At 53.0% G+C, this 16,411-nt stretch carries 12 protein-coding genes; 8 read left to right on the top strand and 4 right to left on the bottom strand.

Features of this window, described 5'->3' with window-relative positions:
* Positions 1 to 159: 159 nt before the first annotated feature.
* The gene (locus V3C20_RS09450) at positions 160 to 753 is read right to left on the bottom strand and encodes a hypothetical protein (protein ID WP_130084521.1); all 594 of its coding nucleotides are present in this window, start codon (positions 751 to 753) and stop codon (positions 160 to 162) included.
* 148 nt (positions 754 to 901) lie between these two features.
* On the opposite strand from V3C20_RS09450, the gene V3C20_RS09445 reads away from it, so the two are divergent.
* The 8 genes from V3C20_RS09445 (at position 902) to V3C20_RS09410 (ending at position 12,515) form a co-directional block, all read left to right on the top strand.
* The gene (locus V3C20_RS09445) at positions 902 to 6,700 is read left to right on the top strand and encodes an RHS repeat-associated core domain-containing protein (RefSeq protein WP_130084522.1); all 5,799 of its coding nucleotides are present in this window, start codon (positions 902 to 904) and stop codon (positions 6,698 to 6,700) included.
* Positions 6,701 to 6,711: 11 nt separating this feature from the next.
* A complete protein-coding gene (locus V3C20_RS09440; protein ID WP_130084523.1) occupies positions 6,712 to 7,701 on the top strand; it encodes a hypothetical protein in 990 nt (329 codons plus the stop codon).
* Between the two features lie 435 nt (positions 7,702 to 8,136).
* Positions 8,137 to 8,862: a glycosyltransferase gene (locus V3C20_RS09435; RefSeq protein WP_240042793.1), complete on the top strand. Its 726-nt coding sequence runs from the start codon at positions 8,137 to 8,139 to the stop codon at positions 8,860 to 8,862.
* A gap of 164 nt (positions 8,863 to 9,026) precedes the next feature.
* Entirely contained in the window at positions 9,027 to 9,425 is a 399-nt protein-coding gene (locus tag V3C20_RS09430) for a hypothetical protein (protein ID WP_130084525.1), read from the top strand.
* Positions 9,426 to 9,431: 6 nt separating this feature from the next.
* The gene (locus tag V3C20_RS09425; RefSeq protein ID WP_330935361.1) at positions 9,432 to 9,938 is read left to right on the top strand and encodes a hypothetical protein; all 507 of its coding nucleotides are present in this window, start codon (positions 9,432 to 9,434) and stop codon (positions 9,936 to 9,938) included.
* Between the two features lie 270 nt (positions 9,939 to 10,208).
* A complete protein-coding gene (locus V3C20_RS09420) occupies positions 10,209 to 10,838 on the top strand; it encodes a hypothetical protein (RefSeq protein ID WP_130084527.1) in 630 nt (209 codons plus the stop codon).
* Between the two features lie 139 nt (positions 10,839 to 10,977).
* Entirely contained in the window at positions 10,978 to 11,304 is a 327-nt protein-coding gene (locus V3C20_RS09415) for a hypothetical protein (protein ID WP_130084528.1), read from the top strand.
* Between the two features lie 179 nt (positions 11,305 to 11,483).
* Positions 11,484 to 12,515: a glycosyltransferase gene (locus tag V3C20_RS09410; RefSeq protein WP_130084529.1), complete on the top strand. Its 1,032-nt coding sequence runs from the start codon at positions 11,484 to 11,486 to the stop codon at positions 12,513 to 12,515.
* 361 nt (positions 12,516 to 12,876) lie between these two features.
* Here V3C20_RS09410 and V3C20_RS09405 read toward each other — a convergent pair whose 3' ends face one another.
* The 3 genes from V3C20_RS09405 to V3C20_RS09395 form a co-directional block, all read right to left on the bottom strand.
* On the bottom strand, positions 12,877 to 13,446 hold the full coding sequence (locus V3C20_RS09405; protein ID WP_130084530.1) for a hypothetical protein: 570 nt from the start codon (positions 13,444 to 13,446) through the stop codon (positions 12,877 to 12,879).
* Positions 13,447 to 13,754: 308 nt separating this feature from the next.
* On the bottom strand, positions 13,755 to 15,347 hold the full coding sequence (locus tag V3C20_RS09400) for an FAD-dependent oxidoreductase (RefSeq protein ID WP_130084531.1): 1,593 nt from the start codon (positions 15,345 to 15,347) through the stop codon (positions 13,755 to 13,757).
* Positions 15,344 to 16,411: an agmatine deiminase family protein gene (locus V3C20_RS09395; RefSeq protein WP_238623855.1), complete on the bottom strand. Its 1,068-nt coding sequence runs from the start codon at positions 16,409 to 16,411 to the stop codon at positions 15,344 to 15,346. The genes V3C20_RS09400 and V3C20_RS09395 overlap by 4 nt, the downstream gene beginning before the upstream one ends.

Genomic DNA, 16,411 nt, shown 5'->3' with positions numbered 1-16,411 from the left:
TCTCCTGTTCATGATGACGGTATAATTCGTCAGATACTTTCCCTTATTTCCGGAGTTCCCTTTCGCAATCCGCTTTCCACTTCCAGACCGCTCCTCTGAAATCATACGCCAGTCTTCCCTCCACTGATCGCCATTTCCTTTTGGCCAGCAGGCGTTCCTTCAATCTTTTTTCCGTTGCTTCCGTTCCCAGCGATTCCCAAGGATCTCGGGATCAACTTCGATCATTTTGGCGATCACGTCGCTGGATGTCCTCTCCTTTCCCCTGTCGAAAATATCAGCAGCCAGCAGGTTGTGTTTCCTGATGACGGGCGGCAGGCAGTCCGTAGCCCCGGCTTCCTTCTTTTCCCGGCAAATGACGGGGATAACGCGGCGCCCGTGGGTCTCTGGGTTCGGAGAAATGAATTCTTCAACTTCCTGATTGACGTAAGGCTTGTCCCGATCATTAGGGCAACCCGAGTGCTCGGAACAAACGGCGGCCGGAAGGAAGAATGATTCCCTGGACCGATGGCCTAAATAGCAACAAGCCGAGATGCTCCACGTCTTTAAACAGATGGAGCAGATTCGTCCACAAGCCGGAGGATCACTAGCAATTATCTCCAGGCTCAGAAGCATGCCCGCAACCTTGACCGTACGTGGATACGGTGCATCCACTATGAAAGCTATCCGGCCATGGCCCCATTTGTTGGATAAGTCTGCATCGTGATGATAATGAGTTATTTTTTTGATTGATGATTTTTTAAGGAAAGGAATCATGGTTGAAAAAATACCAATTTTTCTCTAAAAAAAATAGTTGCCATGCGAGCCGCGATTTGTTATAGAGAAAATGCTATCGGAGTTTTGTTGTAGCCGATCCTCGTTTCCGACAGTTTATTTATATTTCAACCTCAACTATTCCAGAACAATGAACACCCATCGCTTCAATGACGACGTCAATCCCTTGACTAACCGAGCCAGTTCCAATTCCGGCGGCGCACCGGAGCCCTTCAACAAAGAAAGCGGCCCGTTCAGCGACAGCTGGGATTGGAACATCTATGTAGAACCGCTTCAGCCGGGGGAAACCGCCACCTGCCATGTGATGCTCGGCGTGGACGACAACGGCTCGCTCATGGTTGACGGCCAGGGGGTCGAAATACCGGGCGAAGGCGAACATCACGGGGGCCAGTACCGAGAAAAAAACGAGTCTTTCCCGATTGAACCCGGCTATCACAAGGTGAGCATGACGTATGAAAACGTCGCGTTGCCGCCGGACTGGAAAAACCTGGCCATCCTTGCGTACTCGGTGGAGGTCGAGGTTTCCGGATCGGGGTCCTCCTCCTCCTACGTGCCTGATGAAGACGACCCTGAACCCGTCGACACGGACGACGACGGCGAGGATACCCCGTGCGAATGCAGCAGCAGTACGTCCCCGAGCAGCAGCGACTCGCAAAGCAGCTCCAGTAATCCATGTCCGGATAACGACAACGGCGAGGGGGAGAACGGCGAAGACCCGGAGGAAGAACCCTGCGCGTGTGAAGAAAACGCAGGCGGCTCCAGCAGCAACACTCCGGCGGCACGCAGCGGGCGCGCCTCCATGTCGGCCTACGCCTCTTCAACGGCAGGCAAACGCGTCGTGACGCAAACGCGCAAGGCGGAGATGCTCTGGCGCACGAACTTCGGTTCCTTCCGGGGCATGACGGGCCTTCCTCAGGGGCTCCTTGAAATCGTCGGGCGCACCTTCTCCCCGGAACTCTGGTCGCCGCGCGCGTTAAATTATTGGCACCCGATGGCGAACGAAATCACCGCGGCTCCGTCCGCGGGCATCGGCCCAAACACCGCCTTCCAGCTCCAAAGCGGAGGGACGAAGATCAACTACTTCAGCTACGCGGCGGGCAGCGGCGGCAGTGCGGGAAGCAGCAGCGTGGGTCCCATCGGCGGATCGGCCAAACGGGGCGGCTCCGCCTCGTTCCGGCAAACGATCGGATCGGCACGGAGCATCGTAGACTACAGCCTCAGCGTGCGCTCGAACGCGGGCCACACCGTCAGCTACTCGGCGGGTGCGGCCTCCTCGCTGAAATACGCCACCGGCTACACCGCCAAAAACGGCGCTTCCTACACTAAAGAAGAATTCGACGGCAAACTCGACATCGTGCGCGCCGCCGACGGCTCCATCCGCCAAATCTGGAACCTGTGGGACGGACTCGCGAACATCGAAGACATTACGTCCACCGGCTACCGCATCGCCCTCTACCTCCCCGAACAGGTGGGAGCCAAAAACAGCACGACCGGCCTCTACCCCGTCACGGGTAGCCCATTTAAGACCTTCACGATTTCGGGAGACGCGGCGACGGGCAAACTCGCCGTCACCGAACAGACCGCGGGCCGCATGCCCTACACCACCCGCTACTGGCAGGGAACGGACGGAGCCTGGAACATGGCACAGGGAGAAGGAGACGACGCTGTTTACACCCTGAAAGAAAAGCAGGTCGTTTCTCCCGATACGTGGAAACTCATCACCACCATCCAGCGAGGGGAACACGGCACGCCCATCTCGCGCGTCTGCGAAACCTACGCCGTCACGCGCAACGGCAACCTCTGCATGAGCCGCATCGAGGGCTACGGCACTCCCTACGCTCGCGAAACCACCTACGCCTACAACGGCATGGGCAAAAAGGCGAAAGAAACCGCTCCCGACGGCAGCGTGAAAACCTGGTCCTACGACCAATTCGGGCGCGAAGTCGTCTCCAGCGTCCCGTGGGCGGGAGGCGGCGACAAGGCCACCTACACCACCTACCGCGACAACACCCAGGCCGACCCGGACATCCTCACCCAGCGCGCGACCCTGACGGCCGCGGCCCTCGACCTGTGGGAAACAAACTACGTGTACACGGAGGCCGACCACGTGCGTCGCGTCGAAAAACACACTACCGCCCTCGGAGCGGAAGGCGAACGCCTCGAAGTGAAAGAAACCTGGCTCGGCACGGCCTCGAACGTCCACGCCCGGGGCCGCCTGAAGATGACCCAGGGCATCGACGGCGTGCAAACGCACTACGCCTACGAGCCGACCGATCAGTATGAAGCCCTCTACCGGGTCACCGCTGAAACGCGGGTTGCCGGGGAACCCGTGCCCGGCCACAGCACGCGCAAGGTCACCTACGTCTCCGAACAGGGCAACAACATGCGCTACGAACAGTACGCCCTGCTGACAGACGGCACGTGGGCGATGACCGACGCCGCCACCTACGAATACGACGCTGAAAACCGCTGGACGAAGCGCACCCGGGCCAACGGTCGCGTAACCGAACGCGCGATGATGTGCTGCGGCCCGTTGTGGGAAAAGGACGAAGACGGTGTCTTGACGACTTACTCATACAACACCGCGCGGCAGCTCGTGGAAGAAATACGCTCCGAAGTGATTGACGGCGCGACCGTCGTGACTCCGGAAACCATCACCAGCTACACGCGCGACGCACTCGGCAAAATCACCTCGATCCGTAAAGACGTGGGGCCGATGAGCGCCACGCAAAGCCGTGCCTACGACCTATTGGGCCGCTTGACCCGCGAGACCGATATCCTGGGCCGGGAAACGACGCATGCCTACAGTGAAGACGGATTGACGGAAACCATGACGACTCCCACCGGAGCGACGCTCATCACCCAGAAACACCCCGACGGAACCGTCCTGCGACGGCACGGAATCGGGCAGCGGGATGTACAATACACCACCGAAGCCACGGAGGAAGGAGTAGTTCGAAGTACGACGCTCCCCCAGAAGGCGGGAGAAGCGTTACTCAAAGAGCAATCCGTTACCAACGGTTGGAATCAGGTCATACGAATCTCGCAAGCCAACGCCAACGGCGGTCTCATCCACAAAAGGCACACCTTTGATGAAAAGAACCAACTCCTCCGGCAGGAAGTGGAAGGCATGGCCCCCGTCCTCTATGAGTATGACGATTTTGGAAACCTCGTCAAAACGACGTTGAAACTGGAGGAAGCTCCTACGCCCTCCAACTCGCTCATCACCGAATACGCCTATTCCCGGGAGCAACGTGCGGACGGCGTCTACCGCATCATCGCCACAACCAACTACAACAGCCAGGGAGATTCCTTTGCGCAACGTACGGCGGCGCTCCTCTCCGCCTTATCTGCTTCTCTTGCACAAAAAAGCATTGCCACGGATCCCCGGGGCAACGACACTGTGCAATGGACGGAATACACGGCGCCTTCCAAACGGACGGCCAAAACACAAACGCCGACTTCATCCATCGTCGCCGAAACGGTCGTTGTGGACGGTTATGCCCTGTCCAGGAAAGACCATGCGGGCATCGTCACGACTTCCTCGCGCTCCTACACGGCAACGGGCAGGACAGAAACCCATACGGACGCCCGGGGCAATGCCACCACCGTACATTATGATATCGCCGGAAGGGAAACGTCCGTCACCGATGCTGCCGGGAATACGACCACGACAGCCTATGACCCGGCCACTGCGCAACCCTCCCGTATCACCAACGCGCTGGGCAAAACGACGTGTTCCGCCTACGATCTGCGCGGACGCAAGACCGCCGAATACGGCACGGGAATCCAGCCTTCCGCCTTTGCCTATGACGAGGCCGACAGGCTCGTGACTCTGACTACGTTCCGGGCAGATGAGGAAGACATCACTGCCGACCCCCGCGAACGGACGGACGGAGACGTGACGACATGGAGCTACGACGACGCTACGGGCCTGGTCACCGCAAAAACCTACGCCGACGGCCACGGTGAAAGCTACGCCTACGACAACTGGAACAGGCTGGCGGAAAAACGCCAGGCCCGGACCGTAGACAAAGAAGGCACCCCTCTGACGACGACCTATGCCTACGACCCTCAGACGGGCAGCCTCGTCTCCGTCAGCCATAACGACGCCACGCCCGCCATCGGCTACACATACAACCACCTGAACCTGCTCACGCAGATTGCGGACGACTCCGGCACGCGCACCATCGCTTACACCCCATATAATGAAACGGAATCGGAAACCACATCCGGCCTTGTAGCAAGCGCTCTCCATTTCCAGCGCGACTCTCTGGGGCGGCCATCGGGATACAATCTGAACTATGCGGCAAGCACCGCCCTGCAAACCGCGTGGAGCTTCGACACCTCCGGGCGGCTCTCGACCGTCTCGTTGAACGCCGTCGCGAAACCCTTCACCTACGGCTACAACGCCGAGAACGGCCTTCTGGACACCCTCGACTACCCGAACACCTTGAAACGGTGGTACACGCGCGAAGACAAGCGCGACCTCCCGGTGAAAATCGACTACCTGCGCCCCGGCGGCCAAAATTACCCGGCCAAAACCGACTACGCCTACGACGAACTGGGCCGCCCCACGATGAAAAAAGATTACTTCAACGCGCCCGCGCCCGACCTCACACACACTTACAGCTACAACGACAGAAACGAACTCATTGCCGACGCGATGAGCCGGGGAGGTACCTTCGCCTACGATTACGATAACATCGGCAACCGCAAGACGGCACACGAGGGTACGGATGTTCCCGCCACGGCGTACACAACGAACCAGCTTAACCAGTACACGGCCATCGCCGAAGGTACGGAGCCTCCCTTCGCGCCGACCTACGATGCCGACGGCAATCAGACCAAACTGCAAACCGCCACCGGAGAATGGACCGTTGTTTACAATGCCCTGAACCAGGCCACGAGCTTTACGCAGGGCAGCAAACGCGTTGAATGCCGGTACGACTACTTGAACAGGCGCGTCGAGAAAGCTGTCTATGAGGGAGAAACCCTGATGTCAAAGAAGAGATTCATCTATAACGGCTACCTACAAATTGCGGAACTGGATGCCATGAACGTTTCGGAAACCGTGGCCCCCATTTTGAGGAAAACTTACCTGTGGGATCCCATGGAACCGATCGCAACGCGCGTGCTGGCGATGAGCGTCTTCGATGAAACGGGAACCTACGTGGAAGACCTTTTCTACACGCACGACGCCTTGAAGAACACGACGGCACTCTTCGGCATCCAGGCAGGCCGCCGCGCGTTGTATGAATACGGCCCTTACGGCTCGACCGTGAAGATGGAAGGCAATGCCGCAGAGATGAATCCGTTCCGGTTCGCCAGCGAGTACTTCGATGAAGAAACGGGACTTGTGCAGTACAATTTCAGGTACTATAATCCCACTGACGGCAGGTGGATTAATAAAGATCCTCTGATGGAAAAGGGAGGCGTTAATCTATATGGATACCTATTCAATCATGTTGGGATATACATAGATTGGATTGGTCTTTCTTCACAGAAACCAGGATGCCCTGAAGGTTCAACAGTAAGTCCTACAAAATGCCGATATAAAGGAAAATGTAAAGGTTCATATCATTACAAATGCTATTGCGTAACACCAGGAGCGTGGTTTATGCCAGAACATATGTCATCAGCCACAGAAGATTATATCTCTCCTCAAAATTTAGGAAAAGAATTCGATCGTTTTTGGTGTTGCTGTTCAGGTACGCCAAAGCCTAAAGAAATTATCTTGCAACCAGAAAGGAACTCTGAGCGTGAATTGGAACCAAGTAGCTTATCTATAGAGGAAGTTGCTGTTGGAGCGGCTGTTGTTGTTGGTACCGTTGCTATTGGAGCAGCGATTATTGCAACAGCTCCAGCCCAGGCTGTTGCATGTGTTGCAATAGTTGCTGTGGCAGGAATATTTTCTATATTCGACTAAATAATAATACTATGGACAAACGGCATAAGTATTTTGGATTTGAAATTTCCATTTCTCCGTATAGTAAAGAATTTCAGAATTCTTGTCTCCGCACTCCAGATTTTATTTTCGAAATCTCATCAATTAAATCCAAATCCCTCAAAGGCTGGCTAGTACTTTGGAGAAGCTATGAGAATTGCCTGTCAGAGAGGGGATTTATTCTCAAAGGTGGAAGAGAAGATGATCCCAACAACAATCTTGCGTTTCTTCCTTTGAGCGTCGTTTTATTCGGTTTTGCGGATATGAATATTATTGGACGAGTATGCAAGAGATTTTTTTCTATTGTTCCACGCTCAGCAGATAATAAAAGCAAATGTGATATACCTCCCATCAATTTAAGTATCCTAAGGGCACGTCTTTCTTGTTGCGGGAGTAATATTCATATTGAGGTATGTACTCTTCGGCATTTGATGTCTCTATACCGTCGTACAAAACTTATTGCCACTCCTCTTTGGAAAGTTCCGAATAAAATAATAGAGAGATATGCATTTAGTTTATTTGCTCGGGCCTCATATATTGCAAGTATCATGAACGATCAAAGATCATTTCAATACATGTTGCCTTTTTATAGAGAATTGAGATATTATGGGGGATTGTTATTGGGTTCTTTTGAGGACAAAAACTTTCATACGGCAAGAGAAGAAGAAAAAGGGCGGAAACTATTTCGAAATATTATGTTCACTAAATGGTATGCCGGCTCTCAATCTCAGCAAGAAATGTATCCTTCCGGTCTGATGAAAGATTGGGCAGAAGACATTGAACGGTACGTCTTGTATGATTTTCAACCTGGACGCAGGTTGAAATACAGTGAATCGAAAGGTAACGGTTATATTATCGAATGTAAAAATGATCAAGATGCTATGTATTTTGATACAACAAAACGCCGCCACATTTTACCGGAAAACACATCCCAAATATTAATTCACTCATCTACCAAAGAATGGATTCATGCGCTTCCGTAACTAATATACATCAGATATAGAATAAATCGATTAGACCATATGGTATTAAGCTCCCGGAGCACTTCAGACATAATTCGCCAATAAGTTTATATTGATGAGAAGATTCACGCTTCTGGGATTCTACGCTCAACTATGACGGTTCTCTACATCGTCGGTTTTCCTTCCCTCTATGGCGGGGCGGGAGCGGAGCTGTATCATCAGGTCAGAGCTTGGGAAACGCTGGGGGTGGTGCTCCACTTTATCCCCACCCAAAAAAACGTCCGGAAGGCCGCGCTCTATGGCGAGATGACGGAGCGCGGCCACGTGATCCACGACGCCTACGACTGGGCTGCCATTCCGGAAGACGCGCCCGTCATCAGCTTCTGCAATGAAGACTTCCTCACCGCGCTGCCCGAGATTCGCAGACGGACGCGCCGGACCGTCTTTGTGAACTGCATGACCTGGCTCTTCGGCAAGGAGAAGGAAGCCATGAGCCGGGGAGACATCGCTCTGTTCCTCTACCAGAACGACAAGGTCAGGCAAAGCATGGCGCCCCGCCTCCGAGCCATCAACGACGATCCTGCCATCAGCTTCATCACCTTCCGCCCGTACTTCGACTCCTCCGCCTTTCCTTACGTCGCCGACAGGGCGTCCGACTGGTTCGGAGCCGGGCATATCTCCCGGCAGGACGAAGACAAGTTCAGCAAGGATACGTGGCGCATCTACGAACACTTCGCCTCCCCCGTACCCAAACGCGGAACCTTCCTTGGCTTCGACGCCCGTAGCGCGGCTAAAACCGGCAAGCCCCCCGACTGGGTGGAGAGCTTCCACGACCAGAAATCGCTCTCCCAGCAGGAGTTCTACCGCCGCTGCCACATCGTGCTGCAACCGACGGACACGACGGAGAACTGGCCTCGCATCGGCTTTGAAGCCATGGCGAGCGGCAGCGTGCTGATTGTGGACAAGCGGGGCGGCTGGGAGCAGATGATCGAGCACGGGCGCACCGGGTGGCTGTGCGAAAGCCCCGGCGACTTCATCGCCTGCGCAACAAAGATGGCGTGGGAGCCCCACTACCGGGAGGACATGGCCGCCGCGGCGCGGGAGCGCGGGCTGGCGTTGGGCGGGCTGGAGGCTTCCCAGGAAAGCTGGCGGCAGGTGTTTGACGTGATCGAAGAGCTCTGAAGGCTGTTGTTGGGGGGCGCTTCCTTCTTCACGTAGTAATTATCCGGCTGGATGGGATGAAGAAGGATCAGGTTTTGGAACCCTATTCCATGAACCGACGAGATTCCAGGAAAAGAGAAAACTCCAAGCGTGACAGCACCCCTGAAAAAGGGTATAAAAGGTAGATGAACAACAACCCACAGGGGATTTTGTCTTCTGACCGAGTTGGCACACGTAATAATATTCTTCAGCCGCACGATATAGCTATCGGCCATTTTGGAAAGAAACAATTCCCTAAACGTTCTGATAAATGGGCTCTTCCATTTGGAGCTAAAGTCATTGTTTGGCCTAAAGGAGAGTCCGCTTTTATGGGTACGGTTTCCGATGTAGAAGCGTTTAATAAAAAACATCCCAAAAAAGCAGGCCCTGGTGATTGGATTGATATTTGGGATCCGGAAAAAAGCAGGAGGAATATAACGACAAAAGGCGTAATTATTATTGAGGTTCCTTATTGCGAGCCTTGTCCATCTTCCTTTTCGGAACTAACAATGGATATGATCCCTGACCGTAGTCATTACGCATAAAGATTTATGAAGTTCATTTCTATTATCGTTTTTTTTGTTTTATTATCTCATAATTCATATTGTTCTACATTTACACATGAATTATTGACGAGTAATAAAAAGATTGGACTATCAGATTCTTTGTTCTATCTTAAAAAGATAGAATCATTAGACAGTTATACAAATGAAAAATTATATGAAGGGTACGTAATATTTTCTAAAACTGATGACTCATTTCAACTTGTCCTTGAAAACAACATTAGAAGCTTTACAATTTATTTGTCTTCTTTAGATAATACACATTTTGTTATCTGTAATAATTTCGCTTCTAAAGAAAATATACTTACAATTTATCAACTATTGGATAAGGAGCCTTATCTGAAAAAGATATATCAAACCCCGGAAAGTAATAACGACCGCGTTTCTTGGGAGGTCTATGATTGGAAGAAAGACCACATTATCTTAAAAAGTAATTCTGAAGAAGGTAAATCAGATAAAAAACCATATATTTTCAAAGTACCAAGTAAGCTTTAAAGAAAAAGGGCGTAATAATATATATCTACAAAATGCGGTTGTTTCTTCGGCGGTATTTGTGGAAAAATAGCCAACTCGCAGCTCAGTTCTCCACTTACCGAGGAATTGACTACCGCCGCAAATAAGGCGGCTACTAGTATTTCTTCAGAGGGAGGTACATTTCTAATTGAACTAGGAGATCAAGGAGATGATGCCATGGAAAGACTAAACAGAAAATATGAATGTTTCGAATAAGAAATCCAATTAAATCATCAATCTAAGGGCAATGAAATGAAAAAATGGTTGCTTCCGTTTTTTGAAACGTTTATGGTATTTATCTTCTTAGGATGCTGCTTAGCTATACCTATTATTCTGGTAAACGTATATGCCGCGTCATATTTTTACATTATAGAAAATACTGAATTATTTGATTTTCTTTATTCAACACCTAAAGATGATCAGGTTTTAGTTGTTGTAGTCCTGCTTTTAGCTTCTATTTTTCCGACTTGGTATTTTGCATCCAGAGAGCTATTTTATCAGTATGAAAAAATGCTGTCAAAAATTAAAAAATCACCACCATTGATCGTTAATTCACAATGTTCAACTGGAAATTGTCTTGGTAAAATTTGTTCCTTGAAAAAATTAATCACTTATAAAATGAGTGCGAGAATATGTTTCTTTTGCAGACGGGCTCTTTCTATATTATTTTTTCTTTTTCAGACGGGTATGTGTTTGATGGCATTTATTTACCTTTCTGGAAGTAAAAACCTCAATAATGTCCTTCATGCATCATCAGAGATTTTTATAATATATCTTGCTATCAATTATACGCTTATTACACATTTAACTCTCAAAGGTATAGAACGTTGCCGAACGAGAAATATTTACTTTAATGTACAAAGTAAAAGAGAAGATAATTGAGTAGAAGAAAGCGAAAAATGCTCAAAGGACGAAACATTAGACATAAATTGGGATTACTCAATCTTTATCAACAAGACTGCGGAGTATTATGCGCACCGGATTTTTAATATATTTGACATTAACATTTACTTTTTTCTCCATGGCAAAAGAAGATAAAATCAACCTCGTTGAGAGTGCTCCCAACGAAGAAGCAATAAAGCAATCTTTTGCAGGGAAATTCGGTACTATAAGAATGATATACAGCAAGGATAGACGATATCTTGCGTTCGCCCATGACAGAGCGTCGGGTGTCATCAAAGAAGATATATACATCTACCAATATCAATCACATGAATGGGTACTCGTAGGAATGGTACACGCTTCTTCTTTGGCGTGTTGGGCAATCGATATAAACGAGAATGATTTAGTTATTTTAGATTTTAAACGTCAGTTAATTGCCCAATTCAGACAGCCCAAAAACAATTGACTCATTTCTTCTGGCCTACCTGTCATTAGACAAATCAAAGCTTCTTTTTTCTAAATGTTTGTTTAAAGAGTACGCAATTTTCATAGAAGTCTCGACCATGCTGAATAAATAGGTGCAGGGGCTTCTGCGGTACAGGACATGCAAGATGTGTAGGAATATAAGCAGAGACTTTTCCTTTAATGTCAGTAGCCCTCTACATCGTCGGTTTTCCTTCCCTCTATGGCGGGGCGGGGGCGGAGCTGTATCATCAGGTCAGGGTTTGGGAGGCACTGGGGGTAACGCTCCACTTCATTCCCACCCAAAAGAACGTCCGCAAGGCCGTTCTCTATGGCGAGATGACGGAGCGCCGCCACGTTATCCACGACGCCTACGACTGGGCTGCCATTCCGGAAGACGCGCCCGTCATCAGCTTCTGCAATGAAGACTTCCTCGCCGCGCTGCCCGAGATTCGCAAGAGGACGCGCCGGACCGTCTTTGTGAACTGCATGACCTGGCTCTTCGGCAAGGAGAAGGAAGCCATGAGCCGGGGGGACATCGCCCTCTTTCTCTACCAGAACGACCAGGTCCGGCAAAGCGTAATGCCCCGCCTCAGAGCGTTGAACGGCGATCCGTCCATCCGTTTCATGACCTTCCGCCCGTACTTCGACTCCTCCGCCTTTCCCTACGTCGCCGACAGGCCTGCCGACTGGTTCGGGGCCGGGCACATCTCCCGGCAGGACGAAGACAAGTTCAGCAAGGACACGTGGCTTATCTACGAACACTTCGCCTCCCCCGTACCCAAACGCGGAACCTTCCTCGGCTTCGACGCGCGCAGCGAGGGTAAAACCGGCAAGCCTCCCGACTGGGTGGAGACCTTCCACGACCAGAAATCGCTCACCCAGCAGGAGTTCTACCGCCGCTGCCACATCGTGCTGCAACCGACGGACACGACGGAGAACTGGCCGCGCGTGGGCTTTGAGGCGATGGCCAGCGGCAGCGTGCTGATCGTGGACAAGCGGGGCGGCTGGGAGCAGATGATCGAACACGGGCGCACCGGGTGGCTGTGCGAAAGCCCCGGCGACTTCATCGCCTTCGCGACGAAGATGGCGTGGGAGCCCCACTACCAGGAGGACATGGCCGCCGCGGCGCGGGAGCGCGGGCTGGCGTTGGGCGGGCTGGAGGCTTCCCTGGAAAGCTGGCGGCAGGTGTTTGACGTGATCGAAGAACTTTAAGCTACTGAGCGCGTATCTTCTTCACGTGGTGATCATCCCCGGCAGGATGGGGGTGGAGAGGGAGCGAGCCTGCCGCCCTATTCCATGAACCAACGGATTTTCCTGAAAAGAAGAAAACTCAAGGCGTGACAGTACACCCGAAAAAGGATAAAAAAGGTGGAGAAACATGGACCCGGAAAATCGAGGGGAAAAACCGCCACCGGAACATTTTTATAAAACTACAATACATGCCTCCTTGCCTGCGAACAACAGGATTCCTTCCCCACCTTCCGGTTTGCATTATTGGGCATCCGCCACGGCACCGCGTTTTAACAGGAAAGCACCCCGGTTCTGATGCCGTTTTCCGGTTTGCGGCACATTTTTATTCCTCCACTTTTTCCGGCATCACTATTTTTCCGGATTCCACCCCGTCTTTCAAGTGCCGGAATGCCTGGATGACGGATTCCAGCTTTCCGTCACTTTCGGAGCCTATCTGCCTCCCCATCCAGTTCATGATCTGCTGGTCCAGGTCTTCCATGCCGTATACCGCCAGAAAAGCGACTATTTCAGGCTCCTCCGGATCAAAGGGTTCCGGCTTCATCTGCTTCTTGCCCGCCAGCATGTCCTTTACACCCTGTATTTTGTCATTCATCAGCTTCTGAAGTTTTTCGGGGCACGCTTTCAATTCCTTCTCCGGAAATACCTTCAGCATGAGAGGGTAGATGTCCTCCTCCTTCCTGATGCGTCCCTGATTTTCCATCACGGGAATAATGGCAGACAGATAAAAGAGCACGAAGAATTTGCGTATGGCCGCCCGTTCATCCTCCATTTTTCTTCCTTCCTGCGTTTCCAGATCCACATTAGGCATAGCCAGAGCCGCCACATCCTGAGACATGCAGGGCAATAACGCCAGCACACAGCACAATAAGAGGGGAGTTCGGAATGTCTTCATGATTCATACTTGGACACCGTAACGATCCAATCGTTCGGAAACCTGCCACCTTACCTTTTTCTTTTTTATTTTACGCTTCTACACCTCCCTCTCCGGGATTTTTTTAAAAAGAACCATCTTCCAGCAAGCTGCCTTCAAAGAGACTTTCCCATGATATCCCGCATTTCCTGAGGGGCCGAATACCGTCTGCCAGCCATGGCGGGAAAGCAGGTAAGGAATACGCCGCATAAGATGCTCATTACATAAGTATTATAAAAGAAATACGTGTTTTTTCCACATCATCCGGACGTACTTTCCGCAGAAACAATTCAACCCTGCACCTGCTGCGCCAGGGCTTCCGCGCAACGGCGACCGTCCAGAGCGGCGGAGACAATGCCTCCAGCATAACCGGCGCCCTCCCCGCACGGATACAGCCTTTCCAGTCCGGGATGTTCCAGCGTACGTTCATCACGGGGAATGCGCACGGGAGAACTGGTACGGGTTTCACAGCCTATCAGCTGCGCGGATTCTCCCGCAAATCCGCGCCATTTATGATCAAACATCCGCAGCCCTTCCCTCATGCGCCAGACGATTTCCGCCGGGAGCAGTTCATGAAGGGGATGAGGCACAATGCCCGGATGGTAGCTGGTTGGAAGAAGGGAAGAAGACATGCGCCCTTTCAGAAAGTCAGGCACTTTCTGGGCGGGAGCCTTCTGCATGCCGCCGCCCGCATGGCAAGAAGCCGTCTCCAGAGCTTTCTGGTAGGCTACGCCCGCCAGCACGCCGTGCTCCCTGTGGAAAAATTCCGTATCTTCCGGATGCACGCTGACGACAAAGCCGGAATTGGCAAAGGGAGAGTCTCGCCGGGCCAGGGACATGCCATTGACCACCACTTCATCATTTTCCGTGGCAGCCGGAACGATGAATCCGCCGGGACACATACAGAAGGAGTGGACGCCCCGGTCCTGAATGGTAGCGGTAACGGAATAGCGCGCCGCCGGGAGCTGCTCCGGCCGCTTTTGACCCGGATTCAAATGGTACTGCCTGGCATCCACAAACGCCTGCGGATGCTCAATGCGCACGCCGACGGCAAATGGTTTCTGCTCCAGGACAAGTCCGTCCGCCAAAAGCATGCGGTACACATCGCGGGCACTGTGCCCGGTAGCCAGCAGAACGGCGTTTGCTTCAAATTCCCGGCCGTCCGCACAAGCAACTCCACGCACGCGGCGGCCGTCTGCGGAACGGAGCAAATGCTCCACCCTGGCGTTGAAGTGGATCTCCCCGCCCGCCTGGAGAATGGATTTCCGGATGGCCTTGACAACATTAGGCAGCAGGTTGGAGCCTATGTGGGGATGGGCGTCCGTCAGGATTTGCCGCGGAGCGCCATGAGCCACAAATGTCTCATAGACATCCCGCACGGGGCCGCGCTTGGTGGCGCGGGTAAACAGCTTGCCGTCAGAAAACGTGCCTGCTCCCCCCTCCCCGAAACAGTAGTTGGAGTCCTCAATCACCCGGCCCTGCCTCATGATGGGCGCCAAATCAAACCGACGGGAGGAGACGTCTTTTCCCCGTTCCAGCACCACGGGCTTGACGCCCAGTTCCAGACAGCGCAGGGCGGCAAACATTCCGGCAGGGCCAAATCCCACGATCAACGCCACTGGAGCGGCGCCCCTGACAGGGGGGTAATCCCGGGAAGGCAAGTGTTCCGGCGGCAACGGCTCATCCACGCCTGCCAGCAGCCGCAACTGGAACAGGATTTTCTTCTGCCGGGAATCAATGGATTCCTTCACCAGGCGAAGTTCCCGGATGCGCGAAGGAGAAATGCCCAGCCTGGCAGCCGCGGCGGCGCGGCGCGCCTTTTCATCCCCCGCCTTTTCCATTGGCAGGATCACATCCACCATGACGACGCCGTCTCCACTCATGGAGCCTCCTTCCGCGGTTTGGGCTGCTGCTGCGTGATGCAGTGGATGGCGCCCCCTTCCAGGACCAGCTTGCGGGCATCCAGGCCCACTACCTGTTTTCCGCTGAAACATTCCCGCAGAATGCCCAACGCACGGTCGTCATTCCGGGGCTGGTTGAATACGGGCACCACTACGGCATCATTGACGATGAGGAAATTGGCATAACTGGCAGGAAGCTGTTCCAGCCGCCAATCCTCCATCCTGAGCGGTTCCGGCATGGGGAGGGGAACGATTTCCACCCGGCTGCCGTCCAAACATCTCAGGTCCTGCAAACGTTCGTTATTTTCCGCCAGAGCGCGGTAATGGGGGGAGGACGAGTCCGGCTCCACGATGGATACCGCCGCATCCCGTGCGACGAAACGCACCATGTCGTCAATATGGCCGTCTGTATCGTCCCCTTCAATGCCGGAGCCCAGCCAGAATACCGTGTGCACACCCAGCATGCGCCGCAGTTCCGCCTCAATCTCCGCGCGGCTCCAGTCCGGATTGCGGTTGGGATTCAACAGGACGGCTTCCGTCGTGATCAGCAGACCGTCTCCATTGCCTTCAATGGCTCCTCCTTCCAATATCATCCGGGAGCTGCGCACGGGAAGCTCCAAGGAAGAGCCGACCATGGAAGGAATGCCGTTGTCCAGATCCCAGGGAGCGAATTTGCCGCCCCATGCATTGAACTGCCAGTCAGCCAGCATCAGGGAACCGTCGCGCACATCCTGTACAAAGATGGGGCCGTGGTCGCGGCACCAAACGTCATTGGCGGGGTGGTTGAAAAGGCGGAAATGTTCCTCTTCCACTCCGGCTTCCTGCAAAATCTGCCTGATGGCCGGATGCAGAGCCTCCGCCGCATTCACGCACACCTGCGCATGCGGAGCGATGGTGGCGGCCACAAGGCCGTACATCCGCTGCAATTCGTCCAGGCCGCCCTGCCACAAATCCCCGCGGTGCGGCCAGGACAGCCAGACGGCATCCTGCGGTTCCCATTCGGCAGGCCAGCGTACATCCGGTTCCATTGTCACGGAGTTCGACAT

The sequence above is a fragment of the Akkermansia sp. RCC_12PD genome, from assembly GCF_036417355.1.
Lineage (GTDB): Bacteria > Verrucomicrobiota > Verrucomicrobiia > Verrucomicrobiales > Akkermansiaceae > Akkermansia.
This window is presented reverse-complemented; position numbering and strand designations above follow the sequence as displayed.

Coding starts and splice junctions, on each gene's coding strand:
- V3C20_RS09450 (WP_130084521.1), bottom strand. CDS start 753: ATGATTCCTTTCCTTAAAAAATCATCAATCAAAAAAATAACTCATTAT.
- V3C20_RS09415 (WP_130084528.1), top strand. CDS start 10,978: ATGGCAAAAGAAGATAAAATCAACCTCGTTGAGAGTGCTCCCAACGAA.
- V3C20_RS09410 (WP_130084529.1), top strand. CDS start 11,484: ATGTCAGTAGCCCTCTACATCGTCGGTTTTCCTTCCCTCTATGGCGGG.
- V3C20_RS09405 (WP_130084530.1), bottom strand. CDS start 13,446: ATGAAGACATTCCGAACTCCCCTCTTATTGTGCTGTGTGCTGGCGTTA.
- V3C20_RS09445 (WP_130084522.1), top strand. CDS start 902: ATGAACACCCATCGCTTCAATGACGACGTCAATCCCTTGACTAACCGA.
- V3C20_RS09420 (WP_130084527.1), top strand. CDS start 10,209: ATGAAAAAATGGTTGCTTCCGTTTTTTGAAACGTTTATGGTATTTATC.
- V3C20_RS09395 (WP_238623855.1), bottom strand. CDS start 16,411: ATGTCGAACTCCGTGACAATGGAACCGGATGTACGCTGGCCTGCCGAA.
- V3C20_RS09430 (WP_130084525.1), top strand. CDS start 9,027: ATGAACAACAACCCACAGGGGATTTTGTCTTCTGACCGAGTTGGCACA.
- V3C20_RS09435 (WP_240042793.1), top strand. CDS start 8,137: ATGACCTGGCTCTTCGGCAAGGAGAAGGAAGCCATGAGCCGGGGAGAC.
- V3C20_RS09400 (WP_130084531.1), bottom strand. CDS start 15,347: ATGAGTGGAGACGGCGTCGTCATGGTGGATGTGATCCTGCCAATGGAA.
- V3C20_RS09425 (WP_330935361.1), top strand. CDS start 9,432: ATGAAGTTCATTTCTATTATCGTTTTTTTTGTTTTATTATCTCATAAT.
- V3C20_RS09440 (WP_130084523.1), top strand. CDS start 6,712: ATGGACAAACGGCATAAGTATTTTGGATTTGAAATTTCCATTTCTCCG.